Raw genomic sequence first — 21120 nt, forward strand, 5'->3', positions numbered from 1 at the left:
TTCAATCCCCCAGGCCCCTGAGTCTCACCTCCTGGACGCGTCGCCACGCACCGGGGGTCATGCCTGCTTCCCCTTTGAAGGCTCTCGTGAAATGGCTCTGCGAAGCGTAGCCACAGGCCAGGGCGATTTGCGCGAGCTCCAACTTGCCGTCGTGAAGAAGAGACTTTGCCCGATCGACACGCCGCTTTGCGACATAAGCGTGGGGGGGCAATCCCACGCTTGCACGGAACATCTTTGCAAAGTGAAAGGTGCTGAGCTTGGCTCGGCAAGCCAACTCTTCGAGCTTGAGGGCAGAGCTCAGATTCGCTTCGATGTACTCGATAATGTTTCTCTGGACAGCGGGAGCCAAGCGGCCTTTTATGACCTCTGTTGTTGCTCGGTTGGTGTGGTGGCGCAGCAGGCGATGAAGAAGCAAATGGCAGGCTGATTCGAGCGCCATTCGATCGGCGAGATCGGACCAGTCGAGGGGAAGGACGGCTCCTCTCACGATCATTGCGAGCGCCGGGTCATCAACGAACGTGAGATCCTGCAGATCGATCCGGCGCGGGGTGATGTCGAATGCTGCATGGGCCTGGTAGGCGAGAACAGCCGGATCGATGTAGAGATGGAACATTCGAATCGGTCCCCCGACGTGCCACCGGCTTGCATGTCCCGCAGGCATCAAACAAAACTTGTCGGGACCTCCTCCAAGCAGTTGCCTGTCCGCACGGACGATCTTGTCTCCACCGTCAAGATACACGCTCAGCGTATGGTGATCCGGCTGGTCGTAGTTCGCCCAACCTTCAGCGTCCCGCCACTCCCATTCCGCAAAGGCAAGGCCGCACGCGGCCGTTCCCTTGCGCCAAAGACGAGCGCTGGTCTGAGAAAGGACCTCGCTCACATGGATCGCGGAAGTCTCCATTTTTTTCACCCCTAGTTTACTCGGGCATCGCACGGTTGAGCCCATCCATCGGGAGTCTGTAAAGGCATTTTGATACATCGGTGCGTTGGCTGCTCTGTCATTTACGGACTCAAGGGCGGTTTGTTGGGACGCAGGGAGGCTCACGGTCAGCCAGTCACATGCAAAAGATGTGCCGCTTCGGCCTTGCCGTTGTCGTGCATTGGCGCCCGATCTTGGCGTTGAGAAACAGTATCGTACGGGATCCCTGTCGGGCAGTCATTTCGTCGGTCGGGACTCTCAGATCTGATCTGACAGGCAACGTCGCCCGGCCCATGGTGATGCCGTATCGCAAAACAATCGGGCAGGCCATTTTGTGTGCCCTGTCAAGGCTGACATCAAGTGGCCTGAGCGATTTGGATGGGTTGTCCGGCGCCCGAAATATTCCCAAGGTGGTGCAACGGCTCCGCAAATCAGAGCAATACGGATGGTGTTAGCCAGCGGTACTGTTGTCGGTACTGTCACCCATGTGTATTCGACGCGGACAGTTCCGCTTGGATCATGCGTTTTCGAAGACAGAGAGACCCCGCTTGAAGAGGTGGCAGGATGGTTGTTGGCACCGGCCGCCCCCCGACGGTTGGGGTGAGTGTGAGTTCGTATTCGCCACGGACCCTGTCGAAGCGTCCATGGCGCCCGAGAAAGGCTTCCAGGATGACTAAACTGGCGCACCAATCCCTCGTGGTCGCTGTCAAGGGACCCCGCTACGCCGCGTGGCTGGCGACAAGGAACGACCTGACGGCTCGCTTTGTCGCCGCCGGGCGTATTCCGGGTTTGATCAATCTTGCCGGGGGATTGCCCGAGCCGACAGTTTTTCCGACTGAGGAGTTGGCCACTTACGCTCGGGAGGTGATCTTGAAGCATCCGCAGGATTGCCTCGGGTATGCTCCCACCGATGGTCTTCCGGAGCTGCGCGATGCGATTGCCACGCGCTACAGCTCGCCTGTGCTGCGGTTGCGGCGTGAAAACGTCCTGCTTACCGCCAGCGGCACCCAGAGTCTGGATCTCATTGGGAAGGTGCTGATCGAGCAGGGGGACGTCATTGCTGCCCAGTTCCCCAGCTATGTCGGCGCTATGGACGCCTGGAGGCCACGGGCACCTCGGTATCGCAATCTTGTGCTGGAAGACGACGCGTTCGACCCCCTGTCCTCCTTCGAGGGTGCGCAGTTCGTCTACTCGGTGCCGAACTTCTCCAACCCTACAGGCAGGTTGGTTGGCGTCTCGGTCCGCAATGCGATGGTCGATGCCGCCCACCGGACGGGAGTGTGGCTAGTCGAGGACGATCCCTACTGCGCCCTCCAATACGAGGGAGTGCCTTTGCCTCGGATGATCGAACTCTCGGCTGAGCGCTTGGGGAAGGGAGGGTACGAAGGTCCCATCATCCATCTGGGCAGCGTCTCGAAGGAGTTGGCGCCGGGGCTTCGTGTTGGCTGGATCATCGCAGCCCCCCAGATGATCCAGATGCTGTCCGCGGCAAAGCAAGGTGCGGATCTCTGCTCGAGCGGCCTCAATCAGCGGATTGCCCTGGCCGCCATTGACAGCGGTCTGATGGAGCGGCTGAGCCCTCGGATGGTCGAATTGTATCGGGAGCGGCGCGACGCACTCTGCGCTGCCATGGCGGAACACCTTGCCGAATGGTTTGTGTGGGAGGTGCCTGTTGGTGGAATGTTCGTGTGGGCCACCGCGCGGGATCCTTCGATGGACACTGATCGCCTTGTGTCCGTCGGCACCGAAGTCGGTGTCCTTGCAGGGCCGGGTAGCGCATTTGATCCTTGGGTGAAAAGCCGCAACGCGCTTCGACTGAACTTCACCGCCAATTCTCCTGAGCGGCTCGCCGAAGGGGTGCGCCGTCTGGCCCAGGCAGTTCGAAAACTGAAGTCTGCGGGCGTGTGACCTCAAGCCCGGACAGTGTCCGCAACAAGAGCCACTAGGAGAACATCAATGGCTCAAGTAGTCAGCATCCACACCCCTGGTGGTCGCGCGCTAGAACGCCGCCACACGGCCGGCTGCCTCGTGCTGATGCTCTGACCTGAGCGCGTGCCTTCGCTTCAGGGTACACCTTGGAAGCGGCGCAATGAAAGCCGCACACCAGTCGAGCACCCTTGACTTTTTCAACCCAGGAGACATCCATGAAATCCACAAAGAACCTTCGCTCGATCGGGACGGCAGTTGTGTTGACCTTCCTTGGCCTGTCGGCACAGGCCCAGACGGTCAAAATTGCCATTGCCGGCCCCATGAACGGTCCCATGGCCCAGAACGGCGACATGATCAAAGCCGGAGCCCTGACCGCTATCGAACTGATCAATGCCGCTGGCGGAGCCGGTGGGAACAAGCTCGAACCTGTCATCATGGACGATGCCTGCGAACCGAAGCAGGCCGTAGCAGTGGCGAACAAGATCGTGAGCCAGGGCATCAAGTTCGTCATCGGACATGTCTGCTCCGGCTCGACTATCCCGACTTCCGAGATCTACGAGAACGAAGGCGTTGTGATGGTGACTCCGACTGCCACTGCGCCGCAAATCACCGAGGGCAAGAAGCGCAAGCTCATCTTCCGCACCATCGGCCGTGACGACCAGCAGGCGCCTGTCGCCGCCCAGTACATCATCGCCAAGGTCAAGCCCAAGAAGGTGGCCGTGCTGCACGACAAGCAGTCCTATGGTCAGGGCATTGCTGCTGCGGTGAAAAAAGAGCTGGATGCTGCCAAGGTACCGGTGGTTCTGTTCGAGGGCCTCAATGCAGGTGATACCGACTACTCGGCCATCATCACCAAGCTCAAGTCGCAGGGTGTGGACTTCGTCTACTTCGGCGGCTACCACCCCGAAATGGGGCTGCTGCTGCGCCAGGCGCGGGAGCAGAGCGTGAAGGCAACCTTCATGGGACCGGAGGGCGTGGGCAACAAGGATGTGACATCGATTGGCGGAGCGGCCTCCGAGGGTATGCTGGTGACGCTGCCGGCCAATTTCTCGGCCGATCCGGCCAATGCTGCGCTTGTCAAGGCCTTTGCCGACAAGAAGCGTGACGTCAATGGTCCGTTCCAGATGTCCGCATACGCGGGCGTGAAGATCATCGCCGATGCGATCAGTGAAACCAAGAGCACCGATCCCGCCAAGGTTGCGGCCTTCATGCACCAGAAGACCTTCCAGACCCCGATCGGCAAGGTCGAATACGATGCCCAGGGCGACCTGAAGTCGTTCCAGTTCGTGGTCTTCACCTGGCATAAGGATGCCACGAAGACAGCTGTCAACTGAGCCAGCGCCTTTGCCGAAACGCCCCGCTACTCATTCGGCGAGCGGGGCGTTTGGTATCGAGCATGCGGGATGGGGGCTTGATCAAGAGCCTCATGGATCGGGCGCACGCGCTCGCACCGGAAGCGCGAGCATCGATCAGCTCGGGCCGTGTGCTGATGACCTGAAGCGGCAGCGACACGCATGGCGACTTCATGTCCGCGACATGGACAGGTTGTGTTCACGGAATACACTGCCTCGCACGCCATAGGCTGGGATGCAAAGAGTGTCCAACAGATTCACCGTGGTCATCGCGTGGCACACGCAAGTTGCTGTACCAAGCATTCGATACTGAAACCCACGGCCTTCTGGCCCAGGCAGCAGTGTGTGGCAATCGTTGGAGGTAGATAAATTGACTCAGAAACTCGTGCCCGTGTATGAGGCATTGGCTCAGGACATCAAGACGATGGGCGTGGAGGTCGCGTTCGGCTTGATTAGCGACGATACGGCACTCTTCGTCGCAACCCTGGACTCCATAGGCATTCAGTTCCATGGCAGCCGACATGAGAACACCGCGATCGCCATGGCCGACGGTTATGCGGCTGCCACCGGCAAGCTGGGCGTCGCGGTGCTGGGACGGGGCCCCGCCGCCGCGAACTCCATGCACGCGGCCACCTATGCGCAACGCAGCCGTTCGGGGGTGTTGATGATCTTCGGTGACGCGGCGCTTCGGCCGCCCGCTCACAGCTGTGGCCCCGACCTGAAGGCCTTCGACGCCGTGGGCGCGCTGCGTTCAGCCGGACTCGAGCCCTTCGTCGCGAGGGACGCCCATAGCGCCCGCCAGGTGCTCGCGCAGGCGGTCAGTGCCGCCCATGCCGGCGCGGCGGCACTGCTGCTGCCAACCGACGTACAGCGGGCCAGCGTCGACCTCTCGGCCACCACCCCGACGCTCGCGCCGCCCCCGACCATAATCAGGCGTCCTCCGCGCAAGACGGCGCTCGCGGCCGCGTCCACACTGCTGGCCGCGAGCAAGCGCCCCCTGATCATCGCTGGCTGGGGGGCCTACGAGGCCGGAGCGCGAGAAGACCTGATCGCCCTGGCCGAACACCTGGGGGCGGCACTCAGCACGACGCTCAAGGCCAAGGATCTATTCCAAGGCCACCCGATGGACTGCGGGCTGGTGGGCTCCTATTCCCATGCCGGCGGACGCCGGCTGATCGAGCAGGCGGACTGCATTCTTGCGTTCGGCGCCGGTCTGAACGGCCGGACCACCTCCATGGGAACGGCTATACCGACCGAGGTGCCCGTGATTCACGTCGACAGCACCCGCGCCAACATCGGACGCTGGCTGGATGCCGACGTGGCCATGGTGGCCGATGCAAAGCTCGCGGCCCAGGCGCTGCTTGAGTCGGTTCCCGCTCGCCGCCCGGAGATCAAGGAATTCCACGGCGAGTCCTACCGGAGCTGGCTCGACAGCTTCACGCTGGACAAGGACTTCACGCCGCAGCACACCCCCCGAACCGTCGATGCACGCGCGGCCGCGCTCGCGCTGGACAACATCCTGCCGCGCAACCGTAACGTCGTGTACGACGCCGGCAATTTCCTGCAGGCGTTGCCCTACTTGAGCGTTCCCGATCCACGCAGCATCCGCCAGGCCACAGACTTCGCCTCGATCGGCCTGGGCATCGGCGCGGCACTGGGTTACGCGCGCGGCGAACCCGATGCCACCACTGTACTAGTGATCGGTGACGGTGGCCTGCTGATGACGCTCGGTGAGCTGGAGACCGTGGTTCGGGAAGATATTCCGCTCGTCGTGATCCTGATGAACGACTGTGCCTATGGCGCGGAAGTCCACTTCCTCAAGCTGCAGAACATGCCGACCGCAAAGACGGTTTTCCTGGATATCGACTTTGCGCCGATTGCCGAGGCCTTGGGCTTCCAGACGGCCACCATTCGCAGCATGCAGGACCTGGAACAGGCAGCGCCGATGCTCAGGAACCCCGAGGGGCCTGTGCTCCTCGACGTCAAGATCAACGGGGCGATTCCCGTGGGTTGGCTCTTCGATGACAAATAGGTCGGCGCCACGCCGCCGGACCTTCTTCCTGTGGCGGCAGGTCTGCGCGTTCGTTTTCCGCGTCGGGCGGGCTGCAGCCTCCGACGGTGCCCCTGCGCGCCGGGAACCCATCGGCCGCCGGCAAGTGGGCGGCGCATCACAAAGAAGCTCAGATGTAGATACTAGCTGAGCAGAGCGATTCACTGAGCGATACAGCCTTTTCCGGCCGTCAGGCGATGCAACTGCGATGTAGTGCCGAGCATCTTCATGCTCGAGTTAGTCAACGGAACATAGCAACCGCTTGCCAGGAGTAGACCGTCACGCCCTTGACGACGGACTCTTCCATGGTCGGCACGTCGGGCAGGATAGGCGAGCGCGCAGCTTGCCTGCCTTGATGTGCGGGACCGCTGTATTGAGATTCATGAAGGTGGCGTCGACCTGTCCGCCAGGCAGGTCGTTCTTCGCCGGGGCGCCGCCCATGTACGTATGTGGATCCCGGTTGTGCCGGTTTTCTGCCAGAACAGATCCTTTCTGCCAGAACAGATCCGCGGTGAGATGGTCGCTTGTCCCGTTTCCGGCAGATGCGGACGTCTTCGTCTCAGGGATTGGCCTTCTCGTAGGAAACGATGTTGTCCTGAATGGTCTTGAAGCGGGAGTTTGCTGGCACCGAAAGGACGTTGGGCGCCTGCACGGCAACGGTGAGGTAGGCGAAGTCCTTGAAAGGATCGTACGGCGCACTCGTCGGTTGCGACGCCGGCTTTCTGAATGCGGCGCGCCTCAAGGGCAGTCACGCCGCCATCAAGAGCGGCATGCTGTGCGCCGAGGCGGCTTCCGACGCGATCGCCGCCGGCTGCCAGTACGATGAACTCACAGGCTTCTCAGAGAGCTTCGAGGGAACCTGGCTGCACGGATCTATCAAAATTTCAAGAACTGCTTCAAGGAGAGTTCGCTGCTGTGCGCTTGCAGAAGGTTTGCATGCCGGACTTGTAGCCGATGGCCTGCCTTGGGACTGTCTTCGGTAAATACATGTTCGCAGGCACGAGTGTACTCAGCGGGGGGCGAATACACCTCCAAGGGCATATTTATGGCTAAAACGGACGTAATTGGACCTGGCACCGAAGTTGCAGATAGCGGGTATGGACGGTGAATGTGTTCGAGGAAAACGCTGTCCGTCATGATAACGAACGATTGGAGACATCCATGAATGCACCCGCACTGCGCTTCGGCGCACTCGCCGCACTGACGGCGATTTGCCAGTTGGCTTCCGCCGCGGAGCCATTCCGCATCGGCGCCTTGGTAGATATGTCCGGGGTCTATTCCGGCATCGGCGGTCCTGGCGGTATCGCAGCCGTCAAGATGGCGGTTCAGGACTTCGGCGGTAAGGTTCTGGACCGGCCCATCGAGGTGTTGGGTGCCGACTACCAGAACAAGGTCGATATTGCTTCCACCCGTGCCCGGGAGTGGTATGACCGGAACAACGTCGAAATGATCATCGAGTCCACCGACTCGGCCTCGGCGCTGGCGCTGCAGAAACTTGGCGAGAGCAAAAAGAAGATCACGATCTTCGCGGGTTCCGCCACTACGGAACTGACGGGCAAGCAGTGCTCGCCTTACGGTATTCACTACGTGTACAACACCTACGCGCTGGCAAACGGCACGGCACGCGCAATCCTGGAAGAAGGCAAGAAGGACTGGTTCTTCATCACCGCCGACTATGCATTCGGCCATTCGCTCGAGTCGAATGCCATCAATGTGGTGGAGCAGCTGGGCGGGAAGGTTGCCGGCAAGGTCCGCCATCCGCTTGCGGCATCGGACTTCGCATCGTTCCTGCTGCAGGCACAGGCGTCAAATGCGCAGGTGATTGCATTGGCCAACGCGGGACGCGATACACAGAATGCGGTTCGCCAGGCTTCGGAGTTCGGACTCGGGACTGGCAAGCAGGTGGTGGCGCCGCTGCTGATTTTCGATAGCGACCTGAAAGGCATGGGCCTGAAGGCGGCGCAGGGACTGCAGTTCACCACGGCATTCTACTGGGACTACAACGACGAGACCCGCGCTTTTGGCAAGAAGTTCTTCGCACAGACCAAGATGATGCCGACCATGGTTCAGGCCGGTATGTACTCCGCGGTGACGCACTACCTGAAGGCGGTACAGGCGGCAGGTAGCGCGGACCCCGACAAGGTCATGGCGAAGATGCGCGCGACGCCGGTCAATGACTTCTTTGCCAAGGACGGCCGCATTCTGGCAAACGGGCTGATGGCGCATGACATGTACCTGGCTGAAGCCAAGAAGCCGTCTGAGTCCAAGGGCGAATGGGACCTGCTGAAGATCCGCAAGATCATCCCCAAGGACAAGGCCTTCGAGCCACTGGAAAAGAGCGCCTGTCCGCTCAAGGGCTGACGCACTAGGGAACTTGAGGTGGCCAGGCAGCTGGCCACGCTTCTACGCACTCTCCGGGCGTCTTTCCACGGCCGCTGCGTCGCCCCGGCCGCGCGGAAGACGCTTCCTTTTTCTCCAGATTGGCTTTGCTCCTGTTATGCCGGATTTCATTCTGCAGACGCAGCGGTTGTCCAAGTCATTCAGAGGCTTTACTGCCGTCAGTGAAGTCGACCTGAATGTACGCCGCGGCTCGATCCACGCCTTGATCGGGCCGAACGGCGCGGGCAAGACCACCTGCTTCAACCTGCTGACCAAGTTCCTGGAGCCGACCGCCGGCACCATTCTGTTCAACGGCATCGACATCACGCGCGAAAAGCCAGCGCAGATTGCGCGGCGGGGCGTGATCCGCTCGTTTCAGATTTCCGCGGTGTTCCCGCACCTGACCGTACGCGAGAACGTACGCATCGGCCTGCAGCGTCAACTGGGTACTGCCTACCAGTTCTGGCGCAGCAAGCGTTCGCTCGACGTGCTAAATGCCCGCGCGATGGATTTGCTCGAACAAGTCGGGCTGACCGAGTTCGCCGAGACCATCACTGTCAACCTGCCTTACGGCCGCAAGCGTGCGCTCGAGATCGCGACCACCCTCGCGATGGAGCCGGAACTGATGCTGCTCGATGAGCCGACGCAGGGCATGGGCCATGAGGACGTGGATCGCGTGACCCAGCTGATCAAGCAGGTTTCTGCCGGCCGCACGATCCTGATGGTCGAGCACAACATGAATGTCGTGTCGTCGATTGCCGACAAGATCACCGTACTGCAACGCGGTGCGATTCTGGCCGAGGGCCCTTACGCCGAAGTCTCGAAGGATTCGCGCGTCATGGAAGCCTACATGGGTACGGCCGACGCCGAGCTGCAAGGCGCGCATTGAGGGGGAAAAAGTAATGGCAAACGACAACACCCCGGCCCTCGAGATCAGGGACCTGCATGCCTGGTACGGCGAGTCGCACATCCTGCATGGTGTGGACCTGACCGTCAATCGTGGCGAAGTGGTCACGCTGCTTGGGCGCAATGGTGCCGGGCGCACGACAACGCTGCGCGCGATCATGGGACTCACCGGTACGCGCAAGGGATCGATCAAGGTCAACGGCCACGAAACCATCGGCCTGCCGACACACAAGATCGCGCACTACGGCATTGGCTACTGTCCCGAAGAGCGGGCGATCTTCTCAAGCCTGTCCTGCGAAGAGAACCTGCTGCTGCCGCCGGAACTCAAGAGCGCCAATGCGGGAAAAGGCATGAGCAAGGCCGAGATCTACGACATGTTCCCGAACCTGATGGAGCGCAAGCAGAGCCAGGGCACGCGCCTCTCCGGCGGTGAACAGCAGATGCTTGCCGTGGGCCGGATCTTGCGTACCGGGGCGAACCTGCTCCTGCTTGACGAGATCTCGGAAGGGCTGGCGCCTGTGATTGTGCAGGCCCTGGCGCGCATGATCTTGATGCTCAAGAAGAAGGGCTACACGGTGGTAATGGTGGAGCAGAATTTCCGATTCGCCGCGCCGCTGGCCGACCGCTTCTACCTGATGGAGCACGGCGCGATCGTCGAGCGCTTTGCCGCCGACGAGCTGCAGGACAAGATGCCGGTGCTCAATGAGCTGCTCGGCGTGTAACGAGGGGAAGTGCAATGAACCTTGATTTTGGAATTCCCCTGCCGGCTTTGATGTCGCAGTTGCTGCTCGGCCTGGCGAATGGCGCGTTCTACGCAATGCTAAGCTTGGGGTTGGCGGTGATCTTTGGATTGCTCAACGTGATCAACTTCGCGCACGGTGCGCTGTTCATGCTGGGCGCTCTGCTGGCGTGGGCCGGCATGGAGTACGTCGGGCTGAGCTACTGGGCAATGCTGCTGCTGTCGCCCCTGGTCATCGGCTTGTTGGGCGTGCTGATCGAAAAGACGATGCTGCGCTGGATCTACAAGCTAGACCATATTTACGGTCTGCTGCTCACGCTGGGTATTACGCTGGTGATCGAAGGCGTGTTCCGGTCAATCTACGGCGTCTCGGGCCAGCCTTACTCCGCGCCCGAGCTGCTGCAGGGCGCTACCGACGTTGGCTTTATGCACCTGCCGAACTATCGCGCCTGGGTCGTGGTGGCTTCCATCACGGTCTGCCTGGGCACGTGGTTCGTGATCGAGAAGACCAAGCTGGGCGCCTACCTGCGTGCGGGCACCGAGAACCCCAAGGTCGTCGAGGCGTTCGGCGTCAATGTGCCGCTGATGGTCACCCTGACCTACGGCTTCGGCGTGGCACTGGCTGCGTTCGCCGGGGTGCTGGCCGCGCCGGTGATCCAGGTGTCGCCGCTGATGGGACAGAACCTGATCATCGTGGTGTTTGCAGTTGTAGTGATCGGTGGAATGGGCTCGATCCTCGGCGCCATCGTCACCGGTCTGGGCCTGGGCGTGATCGAGGGGCTGACCAAGGTGGTCTACCCGGAAGCGTCGTCAACGGTGGTCTTTGTTGTAATGGTGATTGTCCTGCTGCTTCGTCCGGCGGGGCTGTTTGGCAAGGAAAAGTGATGACCGAATTCTCTCTCCCTTCAACGGTGACCTCGGCGGCCGGTGGGGACGCGTTGGTGCGAAGCCGGGCGCCGGCATACATCTCCATCGTGCTGGTTGCACTGCTGTTGCTGGCGCCCCATCTTGGCTTCTATCCGGTCTTCGTGATGAAGATCCTGTGCTTTGCGCTGTTTGCCGCGGCATTCAACCTGCTGCTCGGCTACACCGGCTTGCTGTCGTTCGGCCATGCCGCCTTGTTCGGCGGCGCGGGCTACATAGCCGGGTATGCGATCAAGAACTGGCATGTCACGACGGAGGTCAGCCTGCTGATCGGCGTGGCAACCGCCGTAGCGATTGGATTTCTGATGGGCGTGCTGGCAATCCGCCGCCAGGGCATCTACTTCGCCATGATCACGCTCGCGCTGGCACAGATGTTCTTTTTCATTTGCCTGCAGACACCGCAAACGGGCGGCGAGGACGGCTTGCAAGGCGTTCCGCGCGGCGCGTTGTTCGGGGTGATCGACCTGTCATCGGATGTCAGCTTCTACTATGTCGTTGTCGCCGTCTTTGTCGCAGCGATGGTGCTGATTGCCCGCATAGTCAGTTCCCCGTTTGGCCAGCTCCTCCAGGCGGTCAAGGAGAACGAGAGTCGCGCCATCTCGCTGGGCTACAGTACAGACCGCTTCAAGCTGATGGCCTTCGTGCTGTCGGCCGCGCTGGCGGGACTGGCGGGAGCGATGAAAGCGCTGGTGCTTGGCTTTGCGACGCTGGCCGACGTCCATTGGACCATGTCGGGGGCAGTCATCCTGATGACGCTGGTGGGCGGGATGGGGACGTTGAGCGGGCCAGTCGCCGGTGCGCTCGTCATTGTGATCCTGGAGAACAAGCTGGGCGAGATAGGTGCCGGACTTGCCAATGTCACCGGGATCGACTGGTTCGCATCCCTTGGCGAGTCAGTGACGCTCGTGACCGGTGTCATTTTCATTCTGTGCGTTCTGTTGTTCCGGAAAGGACTGGTTGGGGCGGTCCTTGGCCGGCTTCCGTCCGGACGATGATTGCTAGAAAGACGGCCGGCAGCACGCGGTCGGCCGGCTAAGTCATCGCTACGGGGCGCCGCGGGCAGGTTGTTCGCCCTTGCTAGCGGCCATTCAGCAGACGATGCAGCAGTGAAGCGTTCACCCCGAATCGATCGAAGATCGCATCTTCGAAGCGAGCGCGATCCGGGAAGCCATAGGATCCGACCCTTGCAGCTTCCCGGTCGGCGCCGGCGAGGTCAAACAGCGCGCGCATCAGGCGCTGCGTCGCCACCAGATCGACAAAGCTCTCGCCTTCACTCAACAAGGTTCGGGACAATTGACCCGCCTGATCGATGCGGAGCTCTCGCGACGCCGATGCGAGCCGCCACGGCTTTTGCGGTGCCTGGAACACCGCCATAGCCAGGCTACTCGCAATTGGCTTGTGCGATCGCTCTTCTACCCGTATCCGCTGACCGGACCACGGCAGCTGCCGGAACGCTACGCGGGCGCGCTCTGCCAGCACAAGGTGTGGCGACTCGAGCGGGCGGATCGCGTGCCATCCACCGTCGTGGGTTGCACGCATCTGACCCGGCACGTTGAGCTCACAATCACCTTCGATGACCTCTGCAATCACGGGGAACGGGAAACGCAGCCCGCGCAGATGGACACGCGCATACGCTGGCGATTGGAGAATGAGCGAAAGGGGAGCGACCTCTGGCTGCACTGCGGTCTTTGATGGTCGGGGGGCGATCAAGCCTCGTCCGTCAGCAGCGACAGGCCCAGGCCGGCGCGGCGCCACAGCCACGGGCTCGGGCGGTAGCGCATGTCGCCGGTCAGGGCTTCCATGTTGCGCAGCGTCTCCAGCACCAGTTGCGGGCCGACGGCGTCGCCCAGGGCCAGCGGGCCCTTCGGGTAGCCCAGGCCCAGGTTCACGGCCAGGTCGATGTCCGCGGGCGAGGCAATGCGCTGCTGCGCGATATCGCTGGCGATGTTGATGATGCAGCAGAGCACGCGCTGGGCCACGAAGCCGGCCGAGTCGCGGATCACCGTGACCGGCACGCCGTCGCTCGCGAACAGGCCGTGCGCGGCGTCGCGCGCGGCGGCGCCAGTGGCCGGCGTGGTCATCAGCGTGCGGCGCTTGGTGGCCTCGAACGGCAGGAGGGTGTCGATGGCCACCGTGCGCGAGGCGTCCAGGCCCTGCTGGAGCGCGGTGGTGGTCGCGTCCAGGCCCAGCGGCGTGACGACGATCAGTGCCTCGGCGGAAGGCTGGTCGCCACTTTCAGGCGTGATACCGAGCGCGCCGAGCAGCTTCGTCACCATGGCATGGCCGCGTTCGCTGGCGCGGCTGACCCACACGCTGGCCGGACGGGCCGACGGGACCGCGGCCGCGGCCGTGGCCGGGACCTGCTTCTGGCCATCCACGTAGCGGTAGAAGCCGGCGCCGGCCTTTCGGCCGACCAGCCCGCCAACCGAGCGGATCGCCGTGATCGGCGACGGGCGGTAGCGCGGCTCCTGGTAGAACTGGTTGTAGATCGATTCCATCACCGGGTGCGACACGTCCAGCCCGGTCAGGTCCATCAGCTCGAACGGCCCCATGCGGAAGCCGGCCTGCTCGCGCATGATGTTGTCGATGTCGGCGAACTCCGCCACGCCTTCCTGCGCGACCTTGATGCCTTCGATATTCATGCCGCGGCCGGCATGGTTGACGATAAAGCCCGGCATGTCCTTGCAGCGCACCGGCGTATGGCCCATGCGGCGCGACAGCGCCATCAGCGCATCGCCCACGGCCGGGTTGCCGGACAGGCCGTCGATGACCTCGACCACCTTCATCAGCGGCACCGGGTTGAAGAAGTGGTAGCCGACCACGCGGCCCGGTTCCTTTGCGCCCACGGCGATCGCGGTGATCGACAGCGACGAGGTGTTCGAGGCGATGACCACGTCAGGACGCAGCACGGCTTCCAGCTTCGCCACGAGATCTCGCTTCACTTCGAGCTTCTCGACGATGGCTTCCACCACCATGTCGCAGCCGGCCAGGTCTTCCAGCGCGCCGCACGGCTTCACGCGGCCCAGCGTGGCCTGGGCGTCAGCCGCCGAGATCTTGCCCTTTTCGGCCAGCTTGCCGAGCGTATCCTGCAGGTACTTGCGTGCCGCTTCCACCGCTTGCGGGTTGGCGTCGTACAGGTTGACGGTCAGGCCTGCCTGCGCGGCGATCTGGGCGATGCCGCGGCCCATGGCGCCGGTGCCGACGATGCCCAGTGTCTGGATAGCGGTGATCGAAGGAGAGGTTGTGTTCATGATGTCCGGATCGCAGGAGATGGTGGGCGACGCCGCAAAGCACTGCAGCCGTGAGGAGGAACCCACGGCTGCAGACGGGCATGGCATTCGCCCAGGGTTGTTCGGTAAGCCTCAGTTCAGCGTCAGCACGTACTTGCCGGACACCTGCCCGGAGGCGAGCTGCGCCAGCGCTTCACCGGCACGGGAAAGGGGCAGGGCACCGGCGATCTTCGGCCTGAGCGCACCTTGCTGATACAGCTTGAAGATCTCTTGCTGTACGGCCAGCACCTTTTCCGGCTGGCGATCGCGATAGTCGCTCCACTGCAGGCCACTGACGCCAATGTTCTTGAGCAGCAGATAGTTGGCCTTGATCTCGGGGATGCGGCCGGCCGCGAAGCCAATGACCACCGCGCGGCCGCACCATGCGATCGCACGCAGTGCGGCATCGAAGACATCGCCGCCCAGGGTGTCAAGCACCACATCGGCGCCATGGCCCGAGGTGGCATTGCGCACCTGCTCGCGCAGCGATTCGCGCAGGTCAGGGGCGGAAAGATCGATCACTGCGTCGGCTCCCAGTTCCCGTGCCGCCTGCGCGTGCTCGGCACCGCTGACGCCGGCCAGCGCGATGCCGCCGAGACCCTTGACGATCTGGATGGCCGCCGAGCCGACGCCGCCGGCAGCCCCGGTGACAAGCACAGTCTCGCCGGCACGGAATCCGCCACGTTCCACCAGGGCGAAGTAGGCGGTCTGATATGCCAGCCCCATCGCGGCAGCGTCTTCGAACGGCATGGCATCGGGGATGCGGAAGCATGAATCGGCAGGCACGCTGACGAGCTCGGCGAACGCGCCATATTCCAGTTGCGCCACCACGCGATCGCCAGGTTGGACATGGGTGACATTGGCACCGACGGCGCGTACCACGCCGGCGGCATCCTTGCCCGGTGCGAACGGGCGTTGCGGCAGGATCTGATACTTGCCCTGCACCACCAGCACGTCGGGATAGTTGACCGCGGCGGCTCGGACTTCGACGAGCACGTCGCCGTCGCCAACCTGCGGGTCGGGAAGGTCGCCGATGGTGACGGCGTCTGGTGCATTGAATTCCTGGATGACGATGGCTTTCATGTCGGCTGGACCTCAGCGATTCAGAAGTTGGTTGTGTGCTCCCAGGGCCGGGGACGCGGCGGAGCGATCCTGGCTGCGAAAGGCGGCATCGATGGGCACCGGCAATGCCGGCATGCTCCCGTTCGCCGCAGTGGTAGCGGTGCGGTCAAACAGGCCGCGTTCCCGGAAATGCGGATCGTGCCGGGCTTCTTCCAGACTGACCACACGGCTGGTGCAGACGTCTTGCCCGGCGAAGCGGTCTTCCCAATAGGCAACCGGGTGCCGGGAAATGGCCGCCGCAACGGCACCGATGGCCTGGTCCGGTGACATCCGCGCCAGCGCGTCCGCATCCAGCCCGACCAGTGCGACGAAGTTGTCCCAGAACTTGTCTTCCAGTGGCGCGGCCGCCAGGAAGGCACCATCGGCGGTACGGTAGATCTGGTAGCGCGGCGTGCCTCCCGTGACCAGCTCCGACGCCGGTGCGGGCCACGATCCCAGCGCGCCGTTGCCAAGCCCCCAGTACTGGAACGTAAAGAGGTTGTCGGCCATGGCCACATCCAGGTGAACGCCCCTGCCGGTCTGGTCGCGCTGACGCAAGGCGAGCAGGATATTGATCATGGCCGGATAGGTGCCGCCAGCAATGTCGGCAATGAGGGCAGGCGGCAGGACCGGCGCACCATCGTTGCCGGCAGTCAGCGACAGCGTGCCGGATGCCGCCACATAGTTCAGGTCATGCGCGGCTTCTGATGCGCGCGGGCCGTACTGTCCGAAGCCGGTGATCGAGCAGTAGACCAGCCGTGGGTTGATTTCCGAAAGCGCTGCATAGCCGAGGCCCAGACGATCCATGACGCCGGGACGGAACTGCTCGATCAGGACATCGGCATCGCGGATCAACGGCGTCAACTGGCTCAGCGTCTCAGGCGCCTTCAGGTCGATCGCGACAGATTGCTTGCCGCGGTTGAGCAGCACGAAATTCGCGCTGTCGTCATCGACCTTCGGCTCATACGCGCGCATTTCGTCGCCACGGCCGGGGCGCTCGAACTTGATGACTTCGGCTCCCGCCTCGGCCAGCAGCAGCGAGCACAGCGGTCCGGGCAGGAGGGTGCTGAAATCCAGCACCTTCACACCGGTCAGGGGTTGGCTCATGGCAATCATCGCTTTACCCGCTCTTCGCGTTCCTCGCGCTCCGCTGCGACGCGCGCGCGCCGCGCCGGGGCATAAGGCTCCTGCCCGAGAGCTTCATGCAAGGCTTGAGTGACACGGAAATGGTGCGCCAGGCCAGTCCGTTCCAGCAGCGAGATCGGACCCTCCGGGTAGCCGAGGCCCAGGCACAAGGTCTTGTCCAGGTCATCGGCGCTGGCCAGTTTCTCGTCCAGGCGGCGCAGCGCCGCATTGAAGTACGGGCGGATCAGCCGGTCGACGATGCGACCCGGAAAGTCATGACATACCGCGACAACCAGCCCCGCAGCCTGGAACACCACCTTGGCGGCTTCGATCGCGCCAGGGGTCGTGCCCGGTTGCCTGACGAGTTCCACCAGCGGGCTCGGGTCGGCGTCGCCGAGACGAAAGCGGGCGAATCCAACCACATTGGAGCCTTCGACGCCGCGGCTCTCGCCTGTGTGGATGCCCAGGCATTCGGTGCCCAGCTCGATGGCGACAAAGGTGCGCGCTTCGTGTCCTTTGCCTACGCTGTAGGCGCGACCGGCTTGCGAACCGAGGTAGACCAGCCCGTCGCCTTGCGCCGCTGCCTGTTCGAGGAAGGGATGGGATTCGGGAAAGGAACGGCTCTCGCCAGCTTGTATGATTTCGTAGCGCATATCAGGCTCCAAACATCTTGGTGTCGCCGTAGGTATGGAAGCCTTTGCCGGTCTTCTTGCCCAGGCGCCTGGCGGCGATCATGCGGCGCACCAGCGGCGGGCAGGCGGCGCGCGGCTCGTGGGTCAGGCCATGCATGGCTTCGCACAGCAGCTTCTGGGTGTCCATGCCGACCAGGTCCAGCAGCTCGAGCGGGCCCATCGGATAGCCCAGCGCAGTCTTGATGGCGGTGTCGATGTCGGCCGGCTCGGCGACGCCTTGTTCCACCAGCCGGATCGCATCGTTATTGAACGGGATCAGGAAGTAGTTGAGGATGAAGCCCGGCGTATCCTGTGTGGCCACCGGCTTCTGTCCCATTGCCTCGGCAAAGGCCCACGCTTTCTGGAAGGTCTCATCCGAAGTGGCCAGGCCTGGCGACATCTCGATCAGCTTCATCAGCTGCGCAGGCAGGCAGAAATGCATGCCGACGAAGCGGTCCGGCCGGCCGGAACCGCCGGCGATTTCGGTGATAGAGATCGTGGACGTATTGGATGCGAAGAGGGTAGCCGGCGGGCAGACCTCATTGAGCTGGCCGAACAACTGATGCTTGACTGCAAGATCCTCGAAGATGGCTTCAATGATGATGTCGCATTTGGCCAGGTCGCTCAGTGAGGTAGTGCCCTCCCAGCGGGACAACGCCTCAGCGGCGGCGCCGGCCGGCAGCTTGCCGCGCTCCTCGGATTTCTTCAGGAACGCTTCGGTCTGGCCGCGGGCGCGGTCCAGCGCATCCTGCCGGGCATCGAATACGATGGTCTTGAAGCCCGCGCGGGCCGCAACGATGGCGATGCCCGCGCCCATGGTGCCGGCGCCCGCGACGCCGACGGTTTGAATGGTTGTCACGTTCGTCTCCTATTTCTTCAGGAAGCTGCGCCCGATCAGCTGCCGGTGCACCTGGTTGGTTCCTTCCCAGATCTGGGTAATCTTGGCGTCGCGCATCAGCCGCTCGACCCGGTAGTCGTTGCAGTAGCCATAGCCGCCGAACAGTTGCACGGCATCGGTCGTGATGCGCATGGCCGCGTCGGTGGCGCGTTGCTTGAGCATCGAGGCTTCGATGCCGAAATCCTGGTCGCCGGCATCGACCATCTCGGCCACGCGCCAGAGCCACGATTCACACAAGGCCAGCTCCGTGGCCAGGTCTGCCAGCATGAACTGGATGCCCTGGAACTCGAGGATCCGCTTGCCGGACTGGCGCCGCTCGTTGATGTAGTCGACCGCATCCTCGAACGCCGCGCGCGCAATGCCCAGGGCATGCGCGGCAACGCTGGGGCGCGAGCGGTTCAGCGAGCCGAACAGGATCTGCAGGCCCTCGCCGGGAGCGCCGATAAGGTTGGCGCGTGGCACGCGGCAGCCGTCGAAGGCCAGGCTGGCCGTGCTGGACGCACGGGTGCCCATCTTGTGCTCGGTGCCGAGCACGCGCAGACCCTCCGTGCCCTTTTCCAGAATCAGCACGGAGATGGCGGCCTTCGGATCGCTGATCTCGGACCATTTGCCGAACACCAGATACAGGTCGGCCACGTCGCCGTTGGTAATGAAGGTCTTGCCGCCATTGATGACGATGTCGTCACCGTCGGGGGTAAAGGTGGTGCGCATGCCAGTGGCATCCGATCCCGCAGAGGGCTCGGTGATTGCCAGCGACGCCAGGCCGCCTTCGGCAATGCGCGGCAGCAGACGACTCTTCTGTTCTTCGCTCCCGTACTGGATCAGCGGCTTAATGGCGTGGAAGTTCGTGGCCCAGACAATACCGGTGGAGGCACAAGCCTTCGAAATCTCCCGCACGCAAGCGAGATAGCTCAGGAAGGACAGTTGCGCGCCGCCATAGTTGTCAGGGATGAACATGGCGTTCAGGCCCAGTTCATTGATGGCTTTCACGTTCTCCCAGGGAAACACCCCGGTGCGGTCGTACTCGGCCGCCCGTGGCGCGATCTGGGTGTTGCAAAGCTCCTTGACGCTGTCGAGGAGCATGCGTTCCTCGGACGATAGCGGCAGCCGCGCGTCCATCCGGTCCAGCATGTTCATGTCTTCCTCCGTTGGTGGGCTGTGAACCGCCCGGATCAGTCCACTGAATCACTGAAATTGGTCGGCGCCTGCCATGTCATGCGGGCGCATCGCGTCGTTGCAAATGCTCGCAATAGCCGTGCTATTGCTGCGCTTTGCGCCTGCGCTGCATCCCGCCTGACATGTCCTTCGCCTCCCATTTCAATGATTCAGTGGACTAGTGCTACAGCGCCATGCCCTGGCCGCCATCGACATAGAGCGTCTCGCCGGTCAGGAAGCGGCCGGGCAGCCGGAACAGCATGGCGGCAAGCCGTCCGATATCGTCGGACTGCCCGGGGCCTCCGACGGGAATGCGCTTCTTGAGGAATGCCTGGAGCGCACCTTCGTTCAACTCGTCGCGGTTCAGATCGGTCTCGATATAGCCAGGCGCGATATTGACGACCTGTATGCCATCGCGCGCCCATTCGACGGCCAGGCAGCGCGAGATCGCGCCGACGGCAGCCTTGGATGCGCAATAGGCGGCATTGCCGCGCACGCCGAGCTTGTCGTAGAACGAGCCAATGTTGACGATCAGCGCCGAGCCGGCCTCGCGCAGGTAGGGGTAGGCCACCTGGCTGGCGAGCAGGACCGACGAGGCGTTGGTTTGCATCACGCGCTCGAAGTCGGCGATCGGGAACGATGCGGACGGCCCCTGCAGGTGGATGCCCGCGTTGTTGACCAGGCCGACGATCGGCTTGCCGAACAGAGTGGGCACCTCGGCGAATGCCGCGTCGACAGAAGCGGCATCGGTGATATCGCAGTGTATTGCCGCCAGCCGCTTCTGTGCATCGGCATCGAGCGAGCCGGCGTCAGGAAGTTCGCCCGAACGCGAAAGGCAGGCAACGTGCAGGCCGGCGCGTGCCAGCTCCACGGAAATGGAGGCACCGATGCCGCGGCTCCCGCCGGTCACGATGACGGCGCCCTGGGTGAGATCAGGCATCCTTGAACTCCGGTGTGCGTTTCTCGATAAAGGCGCGCATGCCTTCGACGGAGTCATCCGTCTGGTAGGCCAGCGTGGACAGGTCGGCCTCGATCTCGAGTCCGGCGTCGAGCGTGGTCTCCATGCCGCGTACCACTGCCTCTCTTGCGAACTGAGAGGCGCAACGGCTATAGCCGATGAACTCGGACATGAAAGCCTTGCCAAGTTCGGCCGGGTCGCCGGCGGCCACCACACGGTTCACCAATCCGATGCGCTCGGCTTCGATCGCGTCGACTGTTCGTCCGGACATCACCATCTCCAGCGCACGGCCTTCGCCAACGAGGCGTGGCAAACGTTGCGTGCCACCGTAGCCAGGGATCAGACCGAGCTTGATCTCCGGCAGACCCATTCGGCCATGTACCGTCGCGATACGGAAGGTACAGGCCATGGCCAGCTCCAGCCCGCCGCCAAAGGCATAGCCATGCAATACGGCGACCGACGGAATCGGCAGGCTGGCCAGCTTGTCGAAGATACGTTGACCCAGCTGTGCGCCCTGGCGTTGTGCCATCAGGCTGCGGTCCATCAGTTCCTTGATGTCGGCGCCGGCGCAGAACGCCTTCGGCCCGGCCCCAGTCACAATGAGCGCGCGAGCGCCGGAGGCTGCCACCTGATCGAGCGTGTACGACAGTGCTTCGATCATCGTGAACTGCAAGGCGTTGCGGGCTTCGGGCCGGTTGAGCGTGAGGATCGCGTACGGGCCGTCAAACTTGATATCGATGGACAT

At 62.9% G+C, this 21120-nt stretch carries 19 protein-coding genes and 1 pseudogene; 9 read left to right on the forward strand and 11 right to left on the reverse strand.

Translation table 11 applies throughout. The annotated features are described in order from the left end of the window. Window position 1 precedes the first annotated feature (1 nt). Window positions 2-901 (reverse strand): helix-turn-helix domain-containing protein, encoded by a 900-nt coding sequence (locus AC3WQZ_RS03415; protein ID WP_058697523.1) that lies wholly within the window; start codon window positions 899-901, stop codon window positions 2-4. A gap of 687 nt (window positions 902-1588) precedes the next feature. Between AC3WQZ_RS03415 and AC3WQZ_RS03420 the strand changes: the two genes are divergently transcribed. The 3 genes from AC3WQZ_RS03420 (at window position 1589) to AC3WQZ_RS03430 (ending at window position 6232) form a co-directional block, all read left to right on the forward strand. Then, window positions 1589-2827 carry an aminotransferase-like domain-containing protein gene (locus AC3WQZ_RS03420; RefSeq protein WP_058697524.1) on the forward strand — a complete coding sequence of 413 codons (1239 nt, stop codon included), beginning with the start codon at window positions 1589-1591 and terminating at the stop codon, window positions 2825-2827. 236 nt (window positions 2828-3063) lie between these two features. Next, a complete protein-coding gene (locus AC3WQZ_RS03425; RefSeq protein ID WP_058697525.1) occupies window positions 3064-4182 on the forward strand; it encodes a branched-chain amino acid ABC transporter substrate-binding protein in 1119 nt (372 codons plus the stop codon). 388 nt (window positions 4183-4570) lie between these two features. Beyond that, window positions 4571-6232, forward strand: a complete 1662-nt coding sequence (locus AC3WQZ_RS03430; RefSeq protein ID WP_143010699.1) for a thiamine pyrophosphate-binding protein — start codon at window positions 4571-4573, stop codon at window positions 6230-6232. A 297-nt stretch (window positions 6233-6529) separates the two neighbouring features. Here AC3WQZ_RS03430 and AC3WQZ_RS03435 read toward each other — a convergent pair whose 3' ends face one another. After that, on the reverse strand, window positions 6530-6949 hold the full coding sequence (locus AC3WQZ_RS03435) for a tripartite tricarboxylate transporter substrate-binding protein (RefSeq protein ID WP_412459398.1): 420 nt from the start codon (window positions 6947-6949) through the stop codon (window positions 6530-6532). Here AC3WQZ_RS03435 and AC3WQZ_RS03440 point away from each other — a divergent pair. The 6 genes and pseudogenes from AC3WQZ_RS03440 to AC3WQZ_RS03465 form a co-directional block, all read left to right on the forward strand. Further along, window positions 6943-7123 (forward strand): annotated as a pseudogene (locus tag AC3WQZ_RS03440) (electron transfer flavoprotein-ubiquinone oxidoreductase); the annotation flags it as partial. The gene AC3WQZ_RS03435 and the pseudogene AC3WQZ_RS03440 sit on opposite strands and share 7 nt — an antisense overlap. 288 nt (window positions 7124-7411) lie before the next feature. Beyond that, the gene (locus AC3WQZ_RS03445) at window positions 7412-8611 is read left to right on the forward strand and encodes an ABC transporter substrate-binding protein (protein ID WP_058697528.1); all 1200 of its coding nucleotides are present in this window, start codon (window positions 7412-7414) and stop codon (window positions 8609-8611) included. 136 nt (window positions 8612-8747) lie between these two features. Beyond that, a complete protein-coding gene (locus AC3WQZ_RS03450) occupies window positions 8748-9518 on the forward strand; it encodes an ABC transporter ATP-binding protein (RefSeq protein WP_058697529.1) in 771 nt (256 codons plus the stop codon). A gap of 13 nt (window positions 9519-9531) precedes the next feature. After that, window positions 9532-10257 carry an ABC transporter ATP-binding protein gene (locus tag AC3WQZ_RS03455; protein WP_058697530.1) on the forward strand — a complete coding sequence of 242 codons (726 nt, stop codon included), beginning with the start codon at window positions 9532-9534 and terminating at the stop codon, window positions 10255-10257. Window positions 10258-10271: 14 nt separating this feature from the next. Further along, window positions 10272-11159: a branched-chain amino acid ABC transporter permease gene (locus AC3WQZ_RS03460; protein WP_058697531.1), complete on the forward strand. Its 888-nt coding sequence runs from the start codon at window positions 10272-10274 to the stop codon at window positions 11157-11159. Next, entirely contained in the window at window positions 11159-12193 is a 1035-nt protein-coding gene (locus tag AC3WQZ_RS03465) for a branched-chain amino acid ABC transporter permease (protein WP_081050223.1), read from the forward strand. The genes AC3WQZ_RS03460 and AC3WQZ_RS03465 overlap by 1 nt, the downstream gene beginning before the upstream one ends. Before the next feature lie 82 nt (window positions 12194-12275). Here the strand turns inward: AC3WQZ_RS03465 and AC3WQZ_RS03470 are convergent, their stop codons facing one another. The 9 genes from AC3WQZ_RS03470 to AC3WQZ_RS03510 form a co-directional block, all read right to left on the reverse strand. After that, window positions 12276-12908, reverse strand: a complete 633-nt coding sequence (locus AC3WQZ_RS03470) for a hypothetical protein (RefSeq protein WP_143010700.1) — start codon at window positions 12906-12908, stop codon at window positions 12276-12278. Continuing rightward, window positions 12905-14449 carry a 3-hydroxyacyl-CoA dehydrogenase gene (locus AC3WQZ_RS03475; RefSeq protein ID WP_058697533.1) on the reverse strand — a complete coding sequence of 515 codons (1545 nt, stop codon included), beginning with the start codon at window positions 14447-14449 and terminating at the stop codon, window positions 12905-12907. Before AC3WQZ_RS03475 ends, AC3WQZ_RS03470 begins: the two co-directional genes overlap by 4 nt. 111 nt (window positions 14450-14560) lie before the next feature. Then, window positions 14561-15550 (reverse strand): NADPH:quinone oxidoreductase family protein, encoded by a 990-nt coding sequence (locus tag AC3WQZ_RS03480; RefSeq protein ID WP_058697534.1) that lies wholly within the window; start codon window positions 15548-15550, stop codon window positions 14561-14563. 12 nt (window positions 15551-15562) lie between these two features. Beyond that, complete coding sequence (locus AC3WQZ_RS03485; protein WP_234788179.1) at window positions 15563-16684, reverse strand: CaiB/BaiF CoA transferase family protein; 1122 nt, start codon at window positions 16682-16684, stop codon at window positions 15563-15565. Further along, window positions 16681-17346 carry a 3-hydroxyacyl-CoA dehydrogenase family protein gene (locus AC3WQZ_RS03490; RefSeq protein WP_058697535.1) on the reverse strand — a complete coding sequence of 222 codons (666 nt, stop codon included), beginning with the start codon at window positions 17344-17346 and terminating at the stop codon, window positions 16681-16683. Before AC3WQZ_RS03490 ends, AC3WQZ_RS03485 begins: the two co-directional genes overlap by 4 nt. 1 nt (window position 17347) lies before the next feature. Beyond that, a complete protein-coding gene (locus tag AC3WQZ_RS03495; RefSeq protein ID WP_081050224.1) occupies window positions 17348-18223 on the reverse strand; it encodes a 3-hydroxyacyl-CoA dehydrogenase family protein in 876 nt (291 codons plus the stop codon). A gap of 9 nt (window positions 18224-18232) precedes the next feature. Then, a complete protein-coding gene (locus AC3WQZ_RS03500) occupies window positions 18233-19399 on the reverse strand; it encodes an acyl-CoA dehydrogenase family protein (protein WP_058697536.1) in 1167 nt (388 codons plus the stop codon). 202 nt (window positions 19400-19601) lie between these two features. Next, window positions 19602-20357 (reverse strand): SDR family NAD(P)-dependent oxidoreductase, encoded by a 756-nt coding sequence (locus tag AC3WQZ_RS03505; RefSeq protein ID WP_058697537.1) that lies wholly within the window; start codon window positions 20355-20357, stop codon window positions 19602-19604. After that, entirely contained in the window at window positions 20350-21120 is a 771-nt protein-coding gene (locus AC3WQZ_RS03510) for an enoyl-CoA hydratase/isomerase family protein (RefSeq protein ID WP_058697538.1), read from the reverse strand. Before AC3WQZ_RS03510 ends, AC3WQZ_RS03505 begins: the two co-directional genes overlap by 8 nt.

It is taken from the genome of Cupriavidus sp. FW305-26, from assembly GCF_058787975.1.